The organism is Leifsonia sp. P73 (assembly GCF_051059105.1).
GTDB lineage: Bacteria > Actinomycetota > Actinomycetes > Actinomycetales > Microbacteriaceae > Leifsonia.
This window is the reverse complement of record NZ_CP194931.1, coordinates 1553590-1574340: the sequence shown is the minus strand read 5'-3', so window position 1 is coordinate 1574340 and position 20751 is coordinate 1553590. Positions and strand designations below refer to the sequence as shown.

Annotated in this window: 22 protein-coding genes; 20 read left to right on the top strand and 2 right to left on the bottom strand. The window is 68.7% G+C overall.

What is annotated here, in order from left to right:
- The first annotated feature begins 52 nt into the window (after window positions 1–52).
- The 10 genes from ACQ86L_RS08030 to ACQ86L_RS07985 all read left to right on the top strand — a co-directional run bounded on the left by ACQ86L_RS08030 (window position 53) and on the right by ACQ86L_RS07985 (window position 8979).
- Window positions 53–475: a type IV pilus modification PilV family protein gene (locus ACQ86L_RS08030; protein WP_434318398.1), complete on the top strand. Its 423-nt coding sequence runs from the start codon at window positions 53–55 to the stop codon at window positions 473–475.
- A 1-nt stretch (window position 476) separates the two neighbouring features.
- Window positions 477–1046, top strand: a complete 570-nt coding sequence (locus ACQ86L_RS08025) for a prepilin-type N-terminal cleavage/methylation domain-containing protein (RefSeq protein ID WP_434318397.1) — start codon at window positions 477–479, stop codon at window positions 1044–1046.
- Window positions 1037–2509 carry a hypothetical protein gene (locus ACQ86L_RS08020; protein WP_434318396.1) on the top strand — a complete coding sequence of 491 codons (1473 nt, stop codon included), beginning with the start codon at window positions 1037–1039 and terminating at the stop codon, window positions 2507–2509. Before ACQ86L_RS08025 ends, ACQ86L_RS08020 begins: the two co-directional genes overlap by 10 nt.
- 1 nt (window position 2510) lies before the next feature.
- The gene (locus tag ACQ86L_RS08015; RefSeq protein ID WP_434318395.1) at window positions 2511–3332 is read left to right on the top strand and encodes a prepilin peptidase; all 822 of its coding nucleotides are present in this window, start codon (window positions 2511–2513) and stop codon (window positions 3330–3332) included.
- Between the two features lie 26 nt (window positions 3333–3358).
- Window positions 3359–4405 (top strand): type IV pilus assembly protein PilM, encoded by a 1047-nt coding sequence (gene pilM, locus ACQ86L_RS08010; RefSeq protein ID WP_434318394.1) that lies wholly within the window; start codon window positions 3359–3361, stop codon window positions 4403–4405.
- Window positions 4402–5229 (top strand): hypothetical protein, encoded by an 828-nt coding sequence (locus ACQ86L_RS08005; protein ID WP_434318393.1) that lies wholly within the window; start codon window positions 4402–4404, stop codon window positions 5227–5229. The genes pilM and ACQ86L_RS08005 overlap by 4 nt, the downstream gene beginning before the upstream one ends.
- A gap of 2 nt (window positions 5230–5231) precedes the next feature.
- Window positions 5232–5978 carry a type 4a pilus biogenesis protein PilO gene (gene pilO / locus ACQ86L_RS08000; protein ID WP_434318392.1) on the top strand — a complete coding sequence of 249 codons (747 nt, stop codon included), beginning with the start codon at window positions 5232–5234 and terminating at the stop codon, window positions 5976–5978.
- Window positions 5979–6078: 100 nt separating this feature from the next.
- Window positions 6079–7242 carry a hypothetical protein gene (locus ACQ86L_RS07995; protein WP_434318391.1) on the top strand — a complete coding sequence of 388 codons (1164 nt, stop codon included), beginning with the start codon at window positions 6079–6081 and terminating at the stop codon, window positions 7240–7242.
- Between the two features lie 49 nt (window positions 7243–7291).
- A complete protein-coding gene (locus ACQ86L_RS07990) occupies window positions 7292–7783 on the top strand; it encodes a DUF6121 family protein (protein ID WP_434318390.1) in 492 nt (163 codons plus the stop codon).
- An 80-nt stretch (window positions 7784–7863) separates the two neighbouring features.
- On the top strand, window positions 7864–8979 hold the full coding sequence (locus tag ACQ86L_RS07985; protein ID WP_434318389.1) for a hypothetical protein: 1116 nt from the start codon (window positions 7864–7866) through the stop codon (window positions 8977–8979).
- Window positions 8980–8994: 15 nt separating this feature from the next.
- On the opposite strand, the gene ACQ86L_RS07980 is transcribed toward ACQ86L_RS07985, so the two are convergent.
- The gene (locus tag ACQ86L_RS07980) at window positions 8995–9837 is read right to left on the bottom strand and encodes a WecB/TagA/CpsF family glycosyltransferase (RefSeq protein ID WP_434318388.1); all 843 of its coding nucleotides are present in this window, start codon (window positions 9835–9837) and stop codon (window positions 8995–8997) included.
- Between the two features lie 420 nt (window positions 9838–10257).
- Here ACQ86L_RS07980 and rpsL point away from each other — a divergent pair, with 420 nt between their 5' ends.
- The 5 genes from rpsL (at window position 10258) to ACQ86L_RS07955 (ending at window position 16303) form a co-directional block, all read left to right on the top strand.
- Complete coding sequence (gene rpsL, locus ACQ86L_RS07975) at window positions 10258–10632, top strand: 30S ribosomal protein S12 (protein ID WP_055811472.1); 375 nt, start codon at window positions 10258–10260, stop codon at window positions 10630–10632.
- Window positions 10632–11102, top strand: a complete 471-nt coding sequence (gene rpsG / locus ACQ86L_RS07970) for a 30S ribosomal protein S7 (RefSeq protein ID WP_345834043.1) — start codon at window positions 10632–10634, stop codon at window positions 11100–11102. Before rpsL ends, rpsG begins: the two co-directional genes overlap by 1 nt.
- An 87-nt stretch (window positions 11103–11189) precedes the next feature.
- Window positions 11190–13304, top strand: coding sequence for an elongation factor G (gene fusA / locus ACQ86L_RS07965; protein ID WP_345834044.1), 2115 nt, complete (start codon window positions 11190–11192; stop codon window positions 13302–13304).
- Window positions 13305–13418: 114 nt separating this feature from the next.
- Window positions 13419–14612, top strand: a complete 1194-nt coding sequence (gene tuf, locus ACQ86L_RS07960; protein ID WP_055913937.1) for an elongation factor Tu — start codon at window positions 13419–13421, stop codon at window positions 14610–14612.
- A 137-nt stretch (window positions 14613–14749) separates the two neighbouring features.
- Complete coding sequence (locus ACQ86L_RS07955) at window positions 14750–16303, top strand: choice-of-anchor L domain-containing protein (protein WP_434318387.1); 1554 nt, start codon at window positions 14750–14752, stop codon at window positions 16301–16303.
- Window positions 16304–16548: 245 nt separating this feature from the next.
- Here ACQ86L_RS07955 and ACQ86L_RS07950 read toward each other — a convergent pair whose 3' ends face one another.
- Complete coding sequence (locus tag ACQ86L_RS07950) at window positions 16549–17487, bottom strand: hypothetical protein (protein ID WP_434318386.1); 939 nt, start codon at window positions 17485–17487, stop codon at window positions 16549–16551.
- Between the two features lie 455 nt (window positions 17488–17942).
- On the opposite strand from ACQ86L_RS07950, the gene rpsJ reads away from it, so the two are divergent.
- The 5 genes from rpsJ to rplB are packed head-to-tail and all read left to right on the top strand — an operon-like array spanning window position 17943 to window position 20742.
- Window positions 17943–18251, top strand: coding sequence for a 30S ribosomal protein S10 (gene rpsJ / locus ACQ86L_RS07945; RefSeq protein ID WP_005050520.1), 309 nt, complete (start codon window positions 17943–17945; stop codon window positions 18249–18251).
- A 13-nt stretch (window positions 18252–18264) separates the two neighbouring features.
- Window positions 18265–18924: a 50S ribosomal protein L3 gene (rplC, locus tag ACQ86L_RS07940; RefSeq protein ID WP_345834046.1), complete on the top strand. Its 660-nt coding sequence runs from the start codon at window positions 18265–18267 to the stop codon at window positions 18922–18924.
- Between the two features lie 4 nt (window positions 18925–18928).
- Complete coding sequence (rplD, locus tag ACQ86L_RS07935; protein ID WP_434318385.1) at window positions 18929–19579, top strand: 50S ribosomal protein L4; 651 nt, start codon at window positions 18929–18931, stop codon at window positions 19577–19579.
- Entirely contained in the window at window positions 19579–19878 is a 300-nt protein-coding gene (gene rplW, locus ACQ86L_RS07930; RefSeq protein WP_434318384.1) for a 50S ribosomal protein L23, read from the top strand. The genes rplD and rplW overlap by 1 nt, the downstream gene beginning before the upstream one ends.
- A gap of 24 nt (window positions 19879–19902) precedes the next feature.
- Entirely contained in the window at window positions 19903–20742 is an 840-nt protein-coding gene (gene rplB, locus ACQ86L_RS07925; RefSeq protein ID WP_345834048.1) for a 50S ribosomal protein L2, read from the top strand.
- The last annotated feature ends 9 nt before the right edge of the window (window positions 20743–20751 follow it).

The following is a 20751-nucleotide window of genomic DNA, read 5'->3' as shown; positions in this document are numbered from 1 at the left end:
ACCCACCCATTCTCTCGTTCTCCCCACCAGCCGACCCGAAGGGAGGTGGAATATGAACACCACACGGCTCCTACTCGCGGTACGCCGCACGCGCTCCGTCGACGACAGCGGCTTCGGTGTCGCCGAGGTTCTCGTGGCCATGTTCCTCCTCGGGCTCATCGCGGTCGCCATCATCCCGATCCTCGTGCAGGGCCTCCGGCTCTCGGTCCAGAATGCGACCGTCGCCACTGCGACCCAGCTCGCGAACCAGCAGGTCGAGCAGGTCAGGGGCGTCACCTCCTGTGCTTCCGTCGTGGCCGGCACGATCACCACGACATCGCAGAATGTGCCGCTGAAGGCCGTGCGCACCGTCGGCACGACCTGCCCGGCATCCGGCTACCCGATCACCGTCAAAGTCTCGGTGAGCGTCACCCGCACCGACACCAACGCGGTCCTAGCCACCGCGAACACTCTGGTCTTCGTAACGGGGCCCTGACATGACGCAGCCCACCGATCCGCGGCGCGACGACGGCTTCACCCTTGTCGAGCTCGTCATCGCCGCGATGCTCCTGGTGCTCGTCCTCTCCGTCGTCGGCGCAATCATGAGCAGCCTCAGTCAGACGTCCAAGACGGTCAACTCCATGACTTCGACGTCGACATCGGCTCAACTCGCAGCGGAGTCCATCGAGCGCGGGATCCGCAACTCGTCCGACTTCCTGCTCACGAACCCCACAGGAACGGACCAGATGCTCGTCGCCCGGACAGCACAGGGGAACACCACCCTCACCTGGACCTGCGTGGCCTGGTACTACTCGTCCGCCAACGGGGGCAGCATCCGGTACACCATGTCCCCGAGTGCGATCGCGACGCCGACTGCGGCCACTCTCTCCCAATGGACCCTGCTCGCAACCGGAGTCGCGCCTTCCAGCGGTACGGGCATCTTCAGCGGCTCCAGTCCGCAGCTCACCATCGGCTTCAACGGCCAGTCCACCGGCGCCGGCAACGTCACCATCAGCAGCACGGTCGTCAGCCGTGCAGGATCGTCAGGAACGCCAGCATGCTACTGATCTCGAGACTCCTGCGCGCACGCCTCGCCTCCGACCGCGGATCTGCGCTCATCGCGGTGCTCGGCGTGATGATCCTCGGCATCATCATCACCACGCTCATCGCGACTTCGGTGGTGTCCGCCTACGGGTTCAGCTCCTCGACGCGGGCCGGCGTTCAGTCCCACGCGGCCGCCGACGCCGGGATCGCCGCAGCACGCGCGGGCCTCTATGTCAGCGGCAACTGCGCCGCCCAGCCGACGCCCGGCGTCTATACCTCCACCGGGACCCTGAAGTACTCGGCCACGGTCCAGTTCGACGCAGGTTCGGGCTGGCAGGCGGGCTGCCCGACCACGAGCGCGAGCCGGGTCCGGATCGTGTCGACGGGCAACCCGCAGGCTCAGGGCAACTCCGGCAATACCTCGGGCAACTCCCGTCAGGTCGAGGCGATCTACAACTGGCTGGTCCCCGGGATCAAGCCATCAGGCACATCCATCGACCTCTACAGTGGCGGCCAGGTCGAGGCGAACTCCGGTTTCGACCTCTCCGAGAGCGCCGGCCTGGTCGTTCAGAACGGCAACCTGGTCTGCAACAAGAACAACTCCGTCTTCAACGGCAACCTCACCGTCGGTGGGGCTTCTCCGAACGGCAACCTGACCTTCGGCGGGTCCTGCACCGTCAACGGCAACGTCGTGGTCCAGAACACGGCCACGTTGGGCAGCGGCAAGATCGTCGGCAACCTGACCGCCGCCGCCGTGTCTCCGAACCCACCGGGATCCGCCGTGTCCGGCACCTACACCCAGACCGGCGTCGCGCCTTCCGTCGCCCCGTGGGTGGACGTGACCTACAAGCCGAGCGACTGGGTGGACTCATCGGGCAACCCGTTCCAGGTGCTGACGGCTCCGACGGACACTCCGTGCTCGTTCGTCAACGGCAACCTCGGCGGCCCGACGGGCAAGCCGGTCATCATCAACATGCTCGGTTGCGTCGGAGGACCGGCGGCGAGCAACAACACCACCGTGTCGCTCACGAGCGACGTCGTGATCTTCGCCAACCAGTTCAACTTCAGCGGCACGAACGGGCTCTCGTTCACCTCGTCCAGCTCGGCGATCCATCGGCTCTGGTTCATCACGCCGGACAACACCGCGGATCACCAGCCCACGTGCAACAACGCGCCGCCGGCCACCGACCCGGCGCATCAGGACGACTTCGTGGCGAAGAACAATCTGTCGGCCTCGGACGTCATCTCCACCACCAACGCGGTGCAGGCCATGCTCTACACGCCTTGCGCGCTGGTCTCCAAGAACAACCTGACCTGGAACGGCCAGCTCTACACCGGCACTTTCAGCACCGTCATCAACAATCCGGTGTACACCTACGCGCAGGTCGGGATCGCGGGCTACGACCTCAGCAGCGGCGCGGCGATCCCCACGCTGACCAGCGCCCAGCCCGGCGCCATGATCTCCAACCGCGATCTGGCAGGTTGACATGCCCATCGTCGTCCTCGGCCTCTTCGGCTCTCTCATCGGCTCGTTCCTCAACGTGGTCGTCTTCCGCGTCCCCGCGGGCCGTTCGATCGTTTCGCCGCCGAGCGCGTGCGGCTCCTGCGGCGCGCGCATCCGCGGGTACGACAACATCCCGGTGATCTCCTGGCTGGTGCTGCGCGGCCGCTGCCGCGACTGCGGCGCGTCCATCTCGCCGCGCTACCCGCTGGTCGAGCTCGGCACCGGACTCGTCTTCGCCGGGATCGCTGTCTGGGCGCTGGCCCGCTGGGGCACGCCGGTCGCGCTGGACGTCCACGCCCTGGCCTCGGTGCTCGTCACCGCCGCGTTCCTCTACCTCGGCGCGATCAGCGTCGCCCTGGCCCTCATCGACCTCGACGTCCACCGGCTGCCGAACAGCATCGTCCTCCCCGCGTATATCGTGGGCGCCGTGCTCCTCGGCGCGGCCGGCATCCTCACCGGCGACGTCGGCGCGCTCCTGCGCGCGGCTATCGGCGCCGGTGCGATGTTCCTCCTCTACCTCGCCCTGGCACTCGCCTATCCGGGCGGGATGGGCTTCGGCGACGTCAAGCTCGCCGGCGTGCTCGGCCTCTACCTCGGCTTCCTGGGCTGGGGCGAACTGGTCATCGGCGCGTTCGCCGCGTTCGTGCTGGGGGGTCTGTTCAGCGTCGCGCTGCTGCTCGCCCGCAAGGCGACCCGGCGCAGCGGCATCCCGTTCGGCCCGTGGATGCTGGCGGGCGCCTGGGTCGGTGTCGTCGCCGGCGGGGCGATCGCCGCCGGATATCTGTCGTTGATCGGGCTCGGCTAGTCCGGCGCGGTGAGAAGGGAATGAAGATGGCCTCCAGAATCGTGGGAGTGGATGTCGGCAACGACATCATCCGCGCCGTCGAAGTCGCCGATGCCGACAAGCCCCGGCCGACCCTGCTGCGCTACCACCAGACGCCGCTTCCCGAGGGAGCTGTCCAGCGCGGCGAAGTGGTCGAGCCGAACACCGTCGCCGAGGCGCTGAAGCGACTCTGGAAGTCCGGCGGCTTCACCTCGAAGAAGGTGGTGCTCGGCGTGGGCAACCAGCGGGTGTTCGCCCGTGAGCTGACCGTGCCGCGCGCGCCCCTGAAGCACATCCGGGAGTCGCTGCCGTTCCAGGTGCAGGAGATGCTGCCGGTCCCGGTCGCCGACGCGCTGCTCGACTTCTACCCCGTCGCCGAGGCGGTCACCGACCACGGCCCCGGCATCCGCGGGCTCCTCGTCGCCGCGGTGAAGGAGGCGGTGGCCAACAAGGTGGCCGCCGCGAAGCTGGCGGGGCTGACCGTCGTCGATGTCGACCTCATCCCCTTCGCCGTCAGCCGGGTGCTCGTCTCCCGGCCCGGCATCCGCGGCGGCGTCGTCCTGATCGACATCGGAGCCAACACCACCAGCGTCGTGATGGCTGCGGACGGAGTGCCGCAGTTCGTGCGCATCATCCCGGCCGGCGGCGAGGATGCGACCCGGGCGCTGCAGTCCGGGCTCGGCATCGACCTGGCGCAGGCACAGGGGACCAAGCAGCGGCTGGGGCTGGCCGTGAACCCGGAGCCCGCAGACCACCCGGCCGTCGAGATCATCTACCGGGCGACCGGCGAGCTGCTGAACAGCCTCCGCAATACGGTCTCGTTCTTCGCCAACACCCGTCCCGACCAGCCGATCGGCCAGATCGTGCTGAGCGGCGGCGGCTCGCATCTGACCGGCCTTCCGGACAACCTCTCGCGGGTGACGGGACTCCCGGTCTCCGTGGGCGACGCCCTGGCAGCGGTCAAGGTCTCGTCCAAGGTCGCGGGCGGGGAACTCTCCCGCGACCGCCTCTCGATCAGCACGGCACTCGGACTCGCGGTGGGGAGCGCAGCATGACTCAGACAGCGGAGAAGCCGGAGACGGGCCGCAGGGCCGGTAAGCGCTCCGGACGCGAAGGGAAGGACCTCGCCGGCGACGCCGGGCAGCCGGCCGAGACCGAGACTCCAGCGCGCACGAAGGGCAGGCAGAAGGCGAAGGCCGCACCCGGCGGCTCGACCGGACGCGCTCCCCGGCATGACGGCATCGTGATCGGGGCCGAGCCGCGCGTCCACCTCCTTCCCCCGGAGGTCATGGCCGACCGAAACGCCGCCGCGCTCCGCGGCAGGCTCGGATTGGGCGTCGTGGCCGTGGTCGTGGTCGTGGCGCTCGGCATCCTGTGGGCGAGCTCGACGGCGGCCACAGCCCAGCACAACCTGGCCACCGAGCAGGCCGCGACGCAGGGACTGCTCAAGCAGGAGACGACCTACGCGAAGGTCCGCACCGTGCAGGACCAGGTGGACCTCATCAAGACCGCCCAGGAGGTCGGCGCGTCCACCGAGATCGCGTGGACGCCGTACTTGCAGAACGTGCAGGCCACGCTGCCGCCGAACGTCACGATCACCGGCGTCAACGTCGACTCCTCGACGCCCATCGAGCTGTATCCGCAGTCGAGTGCGTCGCTGCAGGGACCCCGGGTCGCGACCATCGTGTTCACGGCGCAGAGCCCGTCCCTTCCTGCGGTGCCGTCCTGGCTCGACGCCCTCAAGACGCTGCCCGGATATGCCGATGCCCTGCCGGGCTCGGTGAACCTCGACCAGACCGGCGTCTATACAGTGACCATCACCATGCACGTCGACGAGAAGGCGTTCTCGAACCGCTTCTCGCAGAAAGCGGGGAAGTGACCGTGGACAAGAACAAGATCTGGATCGCCGGGTCCGTGCTGCTGATGATCGTCGCCCTCGGCCTCGGCTGGTTCCTCGGCATCGCCCCCCAGCTCGCCAGCGCGGCGACCGCAGAGTCGCAGCGCGCGGACGTCCAGGCGCTCAACGCGAAGCAGGAGGCGACCCTCGCCTCGCTCAAGAAGGACTACGCGAATCTCGACGAGCTCAATGCCCAGTTGAGCGACCTCTCCGACTCGGTCCCGAGCGACACGGCCATTCCCGCCTTCGTCGACGAGGTCGACGCCCTCGGCTCAGCGGCAGGCGTGACCGTCGCCGGGATCTCTGTCGCCGACGCCAAGCCCTACGAGCCGGTCTCGCCGCCTGCGCCGACAGGAGGTGCCGCGACTCCGTCGCCGACCGCGACTCCGTCGCCGGGAGCGACGCCGACGCCGACTCCGACCCCCTCGCCCACGCCGGTCGCGGGAATGCCTCCCGTCACGAGCTCCAAGCTCACCTCGGTGAACTTCTCGTCGCTGGCGGTCACCCTGACGGTGAAGGGCACGTATGCGCAGGGACTCTCGTTCGTGAACGGCATCCAGACCGGCAAGCGACTGTTCCTCGTCAGCGGCATCAACACCTCCACGGCCTCGTCCGGCGGAACCGCAGGCAAGCCGAGTGCGGGCTCGGAGACCACGACGATCACCGGCCTCATCTTCGTCGTGACCCCGACCAAGGGCGCCCCGACTCCCGCTCCCACCCCCTCCAAGTAACCGCCCTCCCGCTGAACCTCCCTCGCCCTGCCGCCCCCCGTTGCTACAGTGGGCACCACATCACAGGGTGCCCACCGGGGGCGCAGCGAGGAGTGCCAGCATGAGCGACACGACACCGGAACCCGCCGACAAGCGGGATGAAGCGGGGTCGGTCGAACCTGCCACCCCGCCCGCGACCGCGCCGGCCGAGTCGGCCGCCGCCGAGCCCGCACCGAACGCCGAACCCGCCCCCGCTCCCGCGGGCGAGCCCCACGACACCGACCCGGAGATGAGCGTGCCGCCGTCGGCGCCGGTGTCCGCCCGGGGCCACCTCAACCGTCCCGCGGACGACGCAGCCGCGGAGGTGCCTGCCGCCCCCGCCCCGACCCCGCCGACCGCGGCGATCGAGCCGGAGCCCGTGACCTCGTCGCCCGACGACGTCGCGGCGGCCGTCGCGCGCTCCTCCAGCGAGCCCGGCGCCACCGCCGCGGGCGACGCGACCGTGGACACCGCGTCTCCGGCGCAGTCCGCCGCACCGGTCATCATCGCGGGGGAGGCCGCCCAGCAGGCGACAGCGCAGCAGGCGACAGCGCAGGAGGCGACCCAGCAGCAGGCACAGCAGCCGCCCGCCGCACCGCAGGGCGAGGCCACCGCCGCCGCCGCTCCCGCACAGACCCCTCCGCCGTTCATCCCGCAGCCGGTCGCGCCGATCTTCCTGCAGCGCCCGGAGCCGCCCAAGCGCAAGAGCAACCGCGGCATGGGCATCCTCATCGCCCTGGTCGGCACCGTGGCGTTCGCCGTGCTCTGGGCCGTCGCCGTGGTCGTCGTCGGCGCGATGCTCACGCCGAGCAGCGAGTTCCTGCCGGTTCTCACCCAGTACTTCACGACGCAGCTCGCCGGCTGGGCGCCGATCGTGGCGTTCTTCGTCGGGATGGTCGTCCTGATCCAGATCATCAACCGGGCGCGCTGGTGGGCGTACATCCTCGGCGGACTGTTCGTCGCGATCTTCGTCTACCTCGTCTACATCGGCGCCGAGCTCTCGGACGCCCACTACCTGTCGCGCAACGCAGACGAGCAGGCGCTCATCCTCAGCCGCGTCTGGGTGAACCCGTTCGCGGTCCTCGCCGGCGTCATCGCCCGCGAGATGTCGGTGTGGACGGGAGCCTGGCTCGCCGCGCGCGGACGCAAGCTGAAGGCGCGCAACGCGGAGGCCCAGGCCGACTACGAGCAGCAGCTCGCCGACGCCCAGAACCAGGCCGCCAACGCGTACGCTCAGGGGTACTGACCGACCGTCCCGAACCGCTTTCGCCCGAACCGCTTTCGAGGGGGCTCCCATGCGTGAGGAGCGTTCCTACGCCATCGTCGTCGCCTGCTTCGCCGCCGGCCTCTACCTGGCCGTCCTCGTCGCGGCGTTCGGGCTGATCTCGCTCGGGACGAATACCGAGGTGATCCCGGACCAGGCCGCCGGGCCGCTGGTCGGGCCGGTCATGACGGGTGTGACCGTGGCCGTGCTCCTCATCCTGCTGATCCTGACCGGGGTCCGCGTGCCGGGCGACCAGCAGCGCATCGCGCCGCTCAACGCGCTCGGCGCCGGCGTCGCCTGCTACCTCGCGTACTGCCTGACCGGGGGAGTGGCCGGCGCGCTCGCGACCGGCGACGTCCTGCACTTCGCGCTGTTCGCCGCCGGGCAGCTCGGCAGCCCCTATGCCCTCACCGCCGGCGCCGCAGCCTTCCTGATCATGCTGCTCTACCAGCTCGTCCTCGTCGGCCGGTTCCGGCAGCGCGGGAGGCCGCGCTGGCCGTGGGAGCGGCCCGACGACGAATAGCCCACGGGGTGACCCGAACAGGTGGACGCGGCGGTCCACCCCCGGCCGATACACTGCGGGCACCCGAGAGAGAGGTTCCGATGTCCGACGCCCCTGCCCCTGCCCTTCCGGACGACGACATCCTCTCCACACCCGCACCCGCACCCGCACCCGCCCGACCCCGGCGCTCGCACGCGGGCCGCTGGATCATCGCCCTCATCGCCGCCGTCACCCTCCTGGTCACCGCCGCGGGCGTCACCGTGTCGCTGTCGGCGGTCGTCGCAATCCAAAACCTCCCGCGCACGCTGGTCGCGCAGTACCTGGGCGAGCTCGAGCACGGCAACGCGGAGGCGGCGATGAAGCTGGCCGGGATCCGCGCCAACAGCGGGGATGTGCTGCTCAACGACGCCGCCTACTCGAAGATCACCGACCGCATCAGCTCGTTCACCGTGCAGTCCCCGATCACCCGCGGCGCCACCACGACCGTGCAGGCGCAGATCACGCAGGGTGATCGCACGTATGACCGCTCGTTCGTCGTGGAGAAGGCGGGAGGCCTCCCTGGGCTCCCGTTCTGGCGCCTCGGCCGCATCGAGCCCGACACCGTCGACCTCATGGTCGAGGGCCCGGCGGGCATCCAGTACACGGTCGCCGGCGTGAAGCCGCAGAGCATGCCACTCGCCGCCGCCGTCACCCTCCGCGCGCTGCCCGGCACCTACCCGGTCGAGCTCGTCTCGACGAGCGCGAACTTCGACGTCCCCCTGCGCGCCATCACCACCACCCCCGCCGGCAGCGCCCTCTCACCCACCGTGTTCACCGCCCGGCTCTCCGACGGCGGCCAGGCGGCGGCGCGCACCGCGATCAACGCCTGGCTGGACGGGTGCGTCGCCTCCCACGACGCGGTGCCGGCCCACTGCCCGTTCGGCACCTACGCGGACAGCGCCGCCGACGACATCAGCGACGTGCGCTGGCAGCTCCACACCCGGCCGGACGTCACCATCGACCCGGTGTGGACGACGGGAGGCTGGACGGTCGACAGCACGTCGGGCAGCATCTCGGCGGAGGCCACGCTGACGCGCAAGTCCGACGGGGCGACCGGCCAGGGCTACACCGACCCGTGGAGCTTCGACTTCCACGGCATGCTGACCTTCGACGGCGGCGGCGCGCTCTTCACCCCGCTGATCTCGGACAGTGGGCCGGGAGCGCAGGCGGGCGCGTGACGAGGGCCTGACCGGCTACGCGGCCCGGTCGGCGCGCTCGGTCGCAGAGCGCTCCGCCGCTCCGGACGCCGCACCGAGCGGACGCGGCTGCGTGACGGGCTTTCCACGCCGGCTCCGCACCCGTTCGATCAGAGCAACCGGGATCATCCCGACGAGCCACGGCAGGTCCTGGAGCAGATAGCGCTTGACGAGGCGCGACGGGTCCTGCCCCATCCGCCACACCCACTCCAGCCCGAGCCGGCGCATCAGGTGCGGCGCGCGCGGGAAGTGCCCGGTGTTCATCTGCGCCGCGGCCCCGGCCCCGATGTAGACGATGCCCTCGGGGTGCCTCGTCCGCAGCTCCAGGATCAGGCGCTCCTGCTTCGGGAAGCCCAGGCAGACGAACAGCACGTCCGGCCGCACCCGCTCGATGAACGCGCTCGCGGCGTCGATCAGCGCCGGGCTGCCCGGCTCGGCGAACGGGAGGGCCGCTCCATGGACGTGCGCGTGGCCCCGCGCGCGGTAGAACGCCTCCGCCTCGGCCGCGTGCGCCCCGACGATGCCGACGCGCAGGTCGGTCGCGTCCGGATGCGCGATGACGGCGTTCATCAGGTCCGTCCCGGTGACGCGCGGGAACCGGCCCTTGCCCGCGATCCTCAGCAGCCAGGTGAGCGGGACGCCGTCGACGGTCCAGAAGGAGGTCTGGTCCTCCAGCTCGGGGAGGCCGACGGTGCGCAGGTGGCGCGAGATCGAGACGTTGGAGGTGACGACGATCCCGCCGTCCGCCCGGGCGAGGTCGATGACATGGCGGCTGGACTCGTCGAGGTCCGCCCGGTCGAGCTGGAGGCCGCCCAGGACGGCGCGTTCGAAGGTCTGCACCGGGAAAGATTGGCATATATATAGTGGATGACAGACTCCGGCCCGCGCGGGCGACCGTCACCGCCGTGCATCGGGGCCGCCGGCGATCACCCGGGACTTCACCGTGCGCCTCCCTTTCGCTGTCCGCGGACAGCGCGCTAGCACGCCCTCGCTCATTTGACCGCCCACCGCGCGGACGATAGTATTTATCGGGTGTGCGCTCTGTCGCGCGCTTGCTGTGTGCTCGCGAGAGCCGACACCGAGCGAGCCGGCACGTACTCATCCGATGGGCGGAGAGACCGCACGGAATCACCGCCCCCACGGCATATCGGCCATCGGTCCGATACTCCCCAACTCCTCGGTCGCCCGCGAAGCGGGTCGCTCGGGGTGCGGGGAAAAAGCAACAACTGTCACCGTGCAGTCCATAAAAGGAGAAGTTCAGTGCCAACCATTCAGCAGTTGGTTCGGAAGGGCCGGTCGCCGAAGGTCACCAAGACCAAGGCTCCCGCCCTGAAGTCCAACCCCCAGCAGCGCGGCGTGTGCACCCGTGTCTACACCACCACCCCCAAGAAGCCGAACTCGGCGCTCCGCAAGGTCGCGCGTGTCAAGCTCTCGAACGGGACCGAGGTCACCGCGTACATCCCCGGTGAGGGCCACAACCTGCAGGAGCACTCGATGGTGCTCGTCCGCGGCGGCCGTGTGAAGGACCTGCCCGGCGTCCGCTACAAGATCGTCCGTGGCGCGCTCGACACCCAGGCCGTCAAGAACCGCAAGCAGGCTCGCAGCCGCTACGGCGCGAAGATGGAGAAGAAGTAATGCCTCGCAAGGGTCCCGCTCCGAAGCGCCCCGTCGTCGCCGACCCGGTGTACGGCTCGCCGGTCGTCAGCCAGCTCGTCAACAAGATCCTCCTCGACGGCAAGAAGGGCCTCGCCGAGCGCATCGTCTACGACGCGCTCGAGGGCGTCTCGACCAAGTCCGGCCAGGACGCGGTCGTCACGCTCAAGAAGGCGCTCGACAACATCCGCCCCACCCTCGAGGTCCGCAGCCGCCGCGTCGGCGGCTCGACCTACCAGGTGCCGGTCGAGGTCAAGCCGCACCGCGCGAACACCCTCGCGCTGCGCTGGCTCACCAGCTACGCCAAGGGTCGTCGCGAGAAGACGATGACCGAGCGTCTCACCAACGAGATCCTCGACGCCTCCAACGGTCTGGGCGCTGCAGTCAAGCGCCGCGAGGACACGCACAAGATGGCCGAGTCGAACAAGGCCTTCGCGCACTACCGCTGGTAACACTTTTCGTCGTCCGGGCGTTGCACTCCTAGGAGCGCCGCGCCCGGGCGGCACCCCTTCCACTCTCTATTTTTCGGAGGAATCCCTGTGGCACAGGACGTGCTCACCGACCTCAAGAAGGTCCGCAACATCGGCATCATGGCCCACATCGATGCCGGCAAGACCACCACGACCGAGCGCATCCTGTTCTACACGGGCGTCAACCACAAGATCGGTGAGACGCACGACGGCGCGTCGACCACCGACTGGATGGAGCAGGAGAAGGAGCGCGGCATCACCATCACGTCCGCCGCGGTCACCTGCTTCTGGAACAAGAACCAGATCAACATCATCGACACCCCGGGTCACGTCGACTTCACCGTCGAGGTGGAGCGCTCGCTCCGCGTCCTCGACGGCGCCGTCGCCGTCTTCGACGCGAAGGAGGGCGTCGAGCCCCAGTCGGAGACCGTGTGGCGTCAGGCCGACAAGTACGTCGTCCCGCGCATCTGCTTCGTCAACAAGATGGACAAGCTGGGCGCCGACTTCTACTTCACCGTCGACACCATCGTCTCCCGCCTCGGCGCCAAGCCGCTGGTGATGCAGCTCCCGATCGGCTCCGAGTCCGACTTCGTCGGCGTCGTCGACCTGGTCGAGATGCGCGCGCTGGTCTGGCCCGGCGACGCCAAGGGTGACGTGACCATGGGCGCCAAGTACGAGGTCCAGGAGATCCCGGCCGACCTTCAGGAGAAGGCCGAGGAGTACCGCAACCGCCTCCTGGAGACCGTCGCCGAGACCGACGACGCGCTGCTCGAGAAGTTCTTCGGCGGCGAGGAGATCACCGTCGCGGAGATCAAGGCGGCCATCCGCAAGCTCACCGTGAACAACGAGATCTACCCGGTCCTCTGCGGTTCCGCGTTCAAGAACCGCGGCGTGCAGCCGATGCTCGACGCCGTGATCGACTACCTCCCGTCGCCGCTCGACGTGCCCGCCATCGAGGCGCACAACCCGCGCGACGAGGAGGAGGTCATCCTCCGCCACGCCGACGCCACCGAGCCGTTCTCGGCACTCGCGTTCAAGGTTGCCGTGCACCCGTTCTTCGGTCGCCTGACCTACGTGCGCGTGTACTCGGGCCGCGTCGACTCCGGAGCCGGTGTCGTGAACTCGACCAAGGGCAAGAAGGAGCGCATCGGCAAGATCTTCCAGATGCACGCCAACAAGGAGAACCCGGTCGACTTCGTCACCGCCGGCAACATCTACGCGGTGATCGGCCTCAAGGACACCACCACCGGTGACACCCTGAGCGACCCGGACCACCAGGTCGTCCTCGAGTCGATGACCTTCCCGGAGCCCGTCATCGAGGTCGCCATCGAGCCGAAGACCAAGGCCGACCAGGAGAAGCTCGGCACGGCCATCCAGAAGCTCGCCGAAGAGGACCCGACGTTCCGCACCGAGCAGAACCAGGAGACCGGTCAGACGGTCATCAAGGGCATGGGCGAGCTGCACCTCGACATCCTCGTGGACCGCATGAAGCGCGAGTTCAACGTCGAGGCCAACGTCGGCAAGCCGCAGGTGGCCTACCGCGAGACCCTCCGCCGCACGGTGGAGAAGTACGACTACACCCACAAGAAGCAGACCGGTGGTTCCGGTCAGTTCGCTAAGGTGCAGATCACCCTGGAGCCGCTCGAGGTGACCCCGGAGACCTCGTACGAGTTCGTGAACGCCGTCACCGGCGGTCGCGTCCCGCGCGAGTACATCCCCTCGGTCGACGCGGGCATCCAGGACGCGATGCAGGTCGGCGTGCTCGCCGGCTTCCCGACGGTGGGTGTCAAGGCGACGCTCGTCGACGGTGCCTCGCACGACGTCGACTCCTCGGAGATGGCGTTCAAGATCGCCGGCTCGATGGCCTACAAGGAGGCTGCGCGCAAGGCGAACCCGGTGCTCCTCGAGCCGCTCATGGCGGTCGAGGTGCGTACGCCGGAGGAGTACATGGGCGACGTCATCGGCGACCTCAACTCCCGCCGTGGACAGATCCAGTCCATGGAGGATGCGAGCGGCGTCAAGGTCGTCCGCGCCAACGTCCCGCTGTCCGAGATGTTCGGCTACATCGGCGACCTGCGGTCCAAGACCTCGGGCCGTGCGGTGTACTCGATGCAGTTCGACAGCTACGCGGAGGTCCCGAAGGCTGTGGCCGACGAGATCGTCCAGAAGAGCAAGGGCGAGTGACCTCGGTCACTGCTCCCAGGCAACATCCCGTAACATAAGAAACCAATCCCGTAGGCCCTCCGGTCGAAATCCGTCGACCGGGGTGTCTGCACGAGAGTCCTGAGGAGGACCACAGTGGCTAAGGCCAAGTTCGAGCGGACTAAGCCGCACGTGAACATCGGAACCATCGGTCACGTCGACCACGGCAAGACGACGCTCACCGCGGCGATCTCCAAGGTGCTTGCTGACAAGTACCCGTCGGCGACCAACGTGCAGCGCGACTTCGCGTCGATCGACTCGGCTCCGGAAGAGCGTCAGCGTGGTATCACGATCAACATCTCGCACGTCGAGTACGAGACCCCGAAGCGTCACTACGCGCACGTCGACGCCCCGGGTCACGCCGACTACATCAAGAACATGATCACCGGTGCCGCTCAGATGGACGGCGCGATCCTCGTGGTCGCCGCCACCGACGGTCCGATGGCTCAGACCCGCGAGCACGTGCTGCTGGCCAAGCAGGTCGGCGTTCCGTACCTGCTCGTCGCGCTGAACAAGTCCGACATGGTCGACGACGAGGAGATCCTGGAGCTCGTCGAGCTCGAGGTCCGCGAGCTGCTCTCCAGCCAGGACTTCGACGGCGACAACGCCCCGGTCGTGCGCGTCTCGGGCCTCAAGGCTCTCGAGGGCGACGAGAAGTGGGTCCAGTCGGTCCTCGACCTCATGGACGCCGTCGACGAGTCCATCCCGGACCCGGTGCGCGACAAGGACAAGCCGTTCCTGATGCCGATCGAGGACGTCTTCACGATCACCGGTCGTGGCACCGTCGTCACCGGTCGCGCCGAGCGCGGCACCCTCGCCATCAACTCCGAGGTCGAGATCGTCGGCATCCGCCCGACGCAGAAGACCACGGTCACGGGTATCGAGATGTTCCACAAGCAGCTCGACGAGGCCTGGGCCGGCGAGAACTGTGGTCTGCTCCTCCGCGGCACCAAGCGCGAGGACGTGGAGCGCGGCCAGGTCGTCGTGAAGCCGGGTTCGGTCACGCCGCACACCAACTTCGAGGGCACTGCCTACATCCTCTCGAAGGAGGAGGGTGGCCGTCACAACCCCTTCTACACGAACTACCGTCCGCAGTTCTACTTCCGCACCACCGACGTCACCGGCGTCATCTCGCTGCCCGAGGGCACCGAGATGGTCATGCCCGGCGACACCACCGACATGTCGGTCGAGCTGATCCAGCCGATCGCCATGGAGGAGGGCCTCGGCTTCGCCATCCGTGAGGGTGGCCGCACCGTGGGCGCCGGTACGGTGACCAAGATCAACAAGTAAGTCCCCGCCCGGTTCACCGGGCAGGTATTTCGGCTGAGGGCCGGACCCGCGAGGGTCCGGCCCTTCGTCGTTTTGGGTAGGCACTCGGGGATGTGATAAATATTGGTGGTCGCATCTAACACCTAAGGTAATCGCGCATGTCCCCGCATCCCACCCGTGCCCGCTCTCGCCGGTCTCCGGCCCGTCTCGTCGCCGCGATCGGAGGTCTCGCCCTCGTGACCGCGCCGCTCACGCTCGCCGGGCCGGCCGCTCTGGGCGACCCCGCTCAGACGGTGACGGACGGGACGATGACCACCGTCGAGTCCTTCGTGGCACAGCTCGTCGGCGGGGACGTCTCCACGTCGGGCATCCGCTTCACCGGCGACCCGCGCGCGATCGGCTCGTTCGCCGGGATGGACGCGGTCGGCCTGGCTTCGGGCGTCGCGCTCAGCACCGGTCGGGTCGCGGAGATTCCCGGCCCTCACGGACGCAGCCTGTCGACGCCCCTCGGCACTCCGGGAGACGAGGACGCCACCGACCTGGCGGGTGCGCGGACCCGGGATGCGGCGGTCCTGGAGTTCGATGTCGTGCCGACCTCGACGTCCCTGTCGATCGACTACGTGTTCGGCTCGGCCGAGTACAACAAGTGGGTCGGGAAGGGCTTCAACGATGTCTTCGGCTTCTTCGTCAACGGCGCGAACTGCGCGGTGGTCGGGGAGGCGCCGGTCAGTGTCGACTCGGTGAACGCGGGCAGCAACGCGGAACTGTTCGTCGACAACACGGCCGGCTCGCTCGACACGGCGCTCAACGGCTTCACCGTGCCGCTGCGTTGCATCGCTCCGGTGTCCGCGCACGAGCAGAATCACGTCAAGCTCGTGATCGCGGACGTCTCCGACGCGATCCTCGACTCGGTGGTGCTGCTGGCCGCGGGCGGCGTGGTGTCGAACGCTCCGCCGACGGCGGCCGATATCGCGTTCACCCTGTCGGCGGGGTCGTCGGCCGCGGTGGAGTTCCCCGGCACGGACCCGGACGGCGACGAGCTGACGTACGCGATCGTCTCCGGGCCCGCGCACGGCACGTTCCGGCCGACCGGCAGCGGCGGCGTCTACACCCCCGAAGCGGGCTTCGCCGGTGCGGACGCGTTCGAGTACACGGTCAGCGACGGTCACTCGACCGCCGGCCCGTACCGGGTGGACATCCAGGTGGTCGAGGACGTCTCGCTCGCTCCGACCGTGCGCGACCTGCGGTACACGGCGTTCGCGGGGGAGGACACGCCGGTCAGCCTGGTCGCCTCCGCTGCGGACGGCTCTGTTCCGGAGGAGGCGGCCGTCCGGATCGACGTCGTGGCGGAGCCGTCTCACGGCGTCCTCAGCGGCGAGGGCGTGCACCGCAGCTACCTGAGCGATCCTGCACACGTCGGAGCCGACTCATTCGTCTACACCGCCGCCATCGACGGTCGGACGAGCGCGTCCGCCACCGTGACGCTGGATGTCCTCGCGCGGCCGGTGCCGGCCGTCACCGGCCGCACCGTTCCGGTCTTCCCGCCGGGGCCGGTCGCTGTGACGGAGCGCTCGCACACTCTCGCCCGCACCGGCGCCACCGTCGAGATCATCCCGCTCGCGTCGTCGGCCATCGGCGCCGGTGCAGCCGGCGCGGTGGTCCTCTGTCTCGGCCTCCTGCTGCGATCGCGACGCAGCAGTTTCCGCGCATGAGTCCGCAGGGGTTTACCTCTCGCCGGGTCGGGCGCAGAATGAGGTCACCGTTTCAACCGAACGGGTCCGTCGACGAAGGGAGACTGCCTATGGTGAGCATGGACCTCGCAAACCAGACCAAGCCGCTGACCGGAGCACGGACGAAGAGTTCGGACACCGCCTAGGCGGTCTTGGAACCACGAGAGCGGCGGCGCGAGGCGCCGTTCGGAGCGGGATCGGCGAACGCCGGTCCCGTTCTCTCTGCGTCACGAGCCCGGTCCCAGCTCCAGCTCTCGGAGCCGGGTCTTCGGATCGAGCGGCACGCCCTCTCGGGTCAGGAACTCCCGCATCAGGTCGACGCGCCGCCCCGTGGCCCAGCGCCAGTGCAGGACGCGCAGCCCCACCGCCTCGATCCGGCTGTCCCGCTCCGCGCGTGCCGCGAGAGCCTGTCGCACGTCCGGGAACTGCCGAAAGGCCGGGTGCTGGAGCTTCTCTCCGCCGTCCGCCTCCCCGGCGAGTCCGAGCCCGGGCCAGGCGAAGTCGAGACGGGCGAAGACGCCCTCCGGATCGTGGAGTGGCACCTGCAGGTCGGGAGGAGGCGCTCCCACGAGAGCCATCGTGGCGCGGCTCACCGACTCGAGCGGCGACTCGGCGCGACCGTCGGCGAAGCGCGCGACGGCGAGCGCCCGTCGCCGCTCCTGGGGGTCGCGCAGCAGCCCGGCGGATTCCAACAGCTCCTCCCGCGTGGTGAGGGGCACGCGCTGGCCGTACGCGCCTGTCTGGAGGGCGTGGTCCGCGAGCACCACGCCCTCGACGAAGGACGTGCGCCCGGCGAGGGCCGCGACGGTCTCCGGGACCGGCGTCGCCAGGAGGTCGCGCTTGCTCACAGGCGGCTGCTTCCCGGTGCGACGATGGGAGACGATGCCGTGATCGGCGTGGTCGGCCGATCCGGCGGCCGCCACGTGGACGGTGGCGGGCGGAGGGCAGAGCAGGGGGAGCCCGTGGACCAGCGCCGCGGACCAGTACGCGAACACGGGCGGTCGCGCGCGCATCGCCGCGAACAGCCGCAGTCGCTCGACGTGCTCGCGTGCGGAGCGCTGCCGCCCGACCTGCTTGAGGGTCACATGACGCCCGGGTTCGACAGCGCGCAGGTGGAGGCGGTGGAGCCGGGCGGGGGCGCTGGAGGTGTCGTGGAGTGCTGTCATGGATCCAGCCTGGCGACGGGCACGCGGCAGCGGGCGGGAGGCCGGAAATCTGTGGAGAACTCCGCGCGCGGGAGCGGCTGTGGAGGCAATTCGCACCGCCGCCGGACACCCGCGACACGCCCGGGTTGCAGCATCGCTCCGGATCTGGCAAACTTGTCTGGTTCAACATTTCGGAACGAGTGCGCTGACGTGCGCTCCGAACGGATCACTGCCAGGCAGTGCATAGCCCACCGCGAGAGTCTTCGGACCGGCGGTCGAGGGGTTAGGCCGCAGGTAGCAGGACATGCTCACAATCGACATCTTCGAAAAGCAGGGATTTCTCTGTGCCTCGAGGCGTGCGGTGAGTTGACAGAAGAATAGTGGCGTTTCCCACGCGTACGTCGCACTGCGTCCAATGCGAGCGCGGTTCGTAAGAGCCGTCTCGTACGACGCCATAACAAGAGAGAGAGTCAGACATGGCGGGACAGAAGATCCGCATTCGGCTTAAGTCGTATGACCACGAGGTCATCGACACCTCGGCGCGCAAGATCGTCGACACGGTGACCCGTGCAGGCGCGACCGTCGTCGGCCCGGTGCCGCTTCCCACCGAGAAGAACGTGGTGTGCGTCATCCGTTCGCCCCACAAGTACAAGGACAGCCGCGAGCACTTCGAGATGCGCACGCACAAGCGGCTGATCGACATCATCGACCCGACGCCGAAGGCCGTCGACTCGCTCATGCGTCTCGACCTGCCCGCCGACGTCAACATCGAGATCAAGCTCTAAGGGGAGTGCCGCTATGTCCAACATCGACACCAAGACCTCCAAGGGACTCCTCGGCAAGAAGCTCGGCATGACCCAGGTCTGGGACGAGAACAACAAGCTCATCCCCGTGACCGTCATCGAGATCACGCCGAACGTCGTGACCCAGGTCCGCACCCCCGAGGTCGACGGCTACAACGCCGTCCAGATCGCCTACGGCCAGATCGACCCGCGCAAGGTCAACAAGCCGGCCGGCGGCCACTTCGACAAGGCGGGCGTCACGCCGCGCCGTCACCTCACCGAGGTCCGCACCGCTGACGCCGCCGAGTACTCGGCCGGCCAGGAGCTCACCGTGGACGCCACCTTCGAGGCCGGCCAGCTGGTCGACGTCGTGGGCACCTCCAAGGGCAAGGGCTTCGCCGGTGTCATGAAGCGCCACAACTTCAAAGGCGTCTCCGCCTCGCACGGTGCGCACCGCAACCACCGCAAGCCGGGCTCCATCGGCGCCTCCTCGACCCCGAGCCGTGTCTTCAAGGGCATGCGCATGGCCGGTCGCATGGGTGGCGAGCGCGTGACCGTCCTGAACCTCAAGGTCCAGGCCGTCGACGCCGAGAAGGGCCTGCTGCTCGTCAAGGGCGCCGTCCCCGGCGCTCGTGGCCGCATCGTTTTCGTCCGCAACGCAGTGAAGGGGGCCTAAGCACATGGCTACCTCGATTGACGTCGTCGACCTCAAGGGCAAGAAGGCCGGCTCCATCGAGCTTCCGGACTCCCTGTTCGACGTCCAGACCAACATCCCGCTGATCCACCAGGTCGTGACCGCTCAGCTCGCCGCCGCGCGACAGGGCACCCACAAGACCAAGGGTCGTGGCGAGGTCTCCGGCGCCGGCCGCAAGCCGTTCAAGCAGAAGGGCACCGGTCGCGCTCGTCAGGGCTCGATCCGCGCTCCTCAGATGACCGGCGGTGGCGTCGTCCACGGACCGAACCCGCGCGACTACTCGCAGCGCACCCCGAAGAAGATGATCGCCGCTGCTCTGCTCGGCGCCCTCTCGGACCGCGCCCGCGGCAGCCGCATCCACGCCGTGCAGGCGTTCACGACCGGCGAGGCCCCCTCGACCAAGGCCGTCGTGGAGCTGCTCAACGGCGTCGCGACCTCCCGCCACGTCCTCGTGGTGCTGGAGCGCGACGACGAGCTCGCTTTCAAGAGCGTGCGCAACGTCCCGTCCGTGCACGTGCTGACCTACGACCAGCTGAACGCCTACGACGTCCTGGTGAGCGACGACATCGTCTTCTCGCAGGCCGCGCTCGAGGGCTTCATCTCGTCCAAGAGCAAGAAGGAAGAGGTGAACGCGTAATGGCCGCCGTCAACAAGGACCCGCGCGACATCATCATCGCCCCGGTCGTCTCCGAGAAGAGCTACGGCCTGATCGACGAAGGCAAGTACACCTTCGTCGTCGACCCGCGTTCGAACAAGACCGAGATCAAGCTCGCCATCGAGTCGATCTTCAAGGTCGAGGTCGCGTCGATCAACACCCTGAACCGTCAGGGCAAGACCCGCCGCACCAAGTTCGGTCTCGGCAAGCGCAAGGACACCAAGCGTGCCATCGTCACGCTGAAGTCCGGTTCCATCGACATCTTCACGGCCGTCGGCTGAGCGAAGGACTAGAGGAAGACAGACATGGCTATTCGTAACTACAAGCCCACGACCCCCGGTCGTCGCGGCTCCTCGGTCGCCGACTTCGCCGAGATCACCCGCTCGACGCCGGAGAAGTCCCTTCTCCGTCCGCTGTCGAAGACCGGTGGCCGCAACAACCAGGGCCGCATCACGACCCGTCACATCGGTGGTGGCCACAAGCGCCAGTACCGCGTGATCGACTTCCGTCGCAACGACAAGGACGGCGTCAACGCCAAGGTCGCGCACATCGAGTACGACCCCAACCGCACCGCGCGCATCGCGCTGCTCCACTTCGTGGACGGCACCAAGCGCTACATCCTGGCTCCGGCCGGGCTGAAGCAGGGCGACGTGGTCGAGTCGGGCGCCGGCTCGGACATCAAGCCGGGCAACAACCTGCCGCTGCGCAACATCCCGACCGGTACCGTCGTGCACGCCATCGAGCTCAAGCCGGGCGGCGGCGCCAAGATGGCCCGCTCCGCCGGCGCCTCGGTGCGTCTCGTCGCGAAGGACGGCCCCTACGCCCAGCTGCGCCTGCCCTCGGGCGAGGTCCGCAACGTCGACGTCCGCTGCCGCGCGACGATCGGCGAGGTCGGCAACGCCGAGCAGTCGAACATCAACTGGGGCAAGGCCGGCCGTATGCGCTGGAAGGGCGTCCGCCCGACCGTCCGCGGTGTCGCGATGAACCCGATCGACCACCCGCACGGTGGTGGTGAGGGCAAGACCTCCGGTGGTCGCCACCCGGTCAGCCCGTGGGGTCAGAAGGAAGGCCGCACGCGCCACCCCAACAAGGAAAGCGACAAGCTCATCGTCCGCCGTCGTAACGCCGGCAAGAAGCGTAAGTAGGAGTTCGAG

Coding starts and splice junctions, on each gene's coding strand:
- ACQ86L_RS08005 (WP_434318393.1), top strand. CDS start 4,402: ATGACTCAGACAGCGGAGAAGCCGGAGACGGGCCGCAGGGCCGGTAAG.
- ACQ86L_RS08015 (WP_434318395.1), top strand. CDS start 2,511: ATGCCCATCGTCGTCCTCGGCCTCTTCGGCTCTCTCATCGGCTCGTTC.
- ACQ86L_RS07985 (WP_434318389.1), top strand. CDS start 7,864: ATGTCCGACGCCCCTGCCCCTGCCCTTCCGGACGACGACATCCTCTCC.
- ACQ86L_RS07995 (WP_434318391.1), top strand. CDS start 6,079: ATGAGCGACACGACACCGGAACCCGCCGACAAGCGGGATGAAGCGGGG.
- ACQ86L_RS07955 (WP_434318387.1), top strand. CDS start 14,750: ATGTCCCCGCATCCCACCCGTGCCCGCTCTCGCCGGTCTCCGGCCCGT.
- rpsG (WP_345834043.1), top strand. CDS start 10,632: ATGCCTCGCAAGGGTCCCGCTCCGAAGCGCCCCGTCGTCGCCGACCCG.
- rplC (WP_345834046.1), top strand. CDS start 18,265: ATGTCCAACATCGACACCAAGACCTCCAAGGGACTCCTCGGCAAGAAG.
- ACQ86L_RS08025 (WP_434318397.1), top strand. CDS start 477: ATGACGCAGCCCACCGATCCGCGGCGCGACGACGGCTTCACCCTTGTC.
- ACQ86L_RS07950 (WP_434318386.1), bottom strand. CDS start 17,487: ATGACAGCACTCCACGACACCTCCAGCGCCCCCGCCCGGCTCCACCGC.
- rpsJ (WP_005050520.1), top strand. CDS start 17,943: ATGGCGGGACAGAAGATCCGCATTCGGCTTAAGTCGTATGACCACGAG.
- ACQ86L_RS08030 (WP_434318398.1), top strand. CDS start 53: ATGAACACCACACGGCTCCTACTCGCGGTACGCCGCACGCGCTCCGTC.
- pilM (WP_434318394.1), top strand. CDS start 3,359: ATGGCCTCCAGAATCGTGGGAGTGGATGTCGGCAACGACATCATCCGC.
- rplD (WP_434318385.1), top strand. CDS start 18,929: ATGGCTACCTCGATTGACGTCGTCGACCTCAAGGGCAAGAAGGCCGGC.
- rplB (WP_345834048.1), top strand. CDS start 19,903: ATGGCTATTCGTAACTACAAGCCCACGACCCCCGGTCGTCGCGGCTCC.
- ACQ86L_RS07990 (WP_434318390.1), top strand. CDS start 7,292: ATGCGTGAGGAGCGTTCCTACGCCATCGTCGTCGCCTGCTTCGCCGCC.
- rplW (WP_434318384.1), top strand. CDS start 19,579: ATGGCCGCCGTCAACAAGGACCCGCGCGACATCATCATCGCCCCGGTC.
- ACQ86L_RS08020 (WP_434318396.1), top strand. CDS start 1,037: ATGCTACTGATCTCGAGACTCCTGCGCGCACGCCTCGCCTCCGACCGC.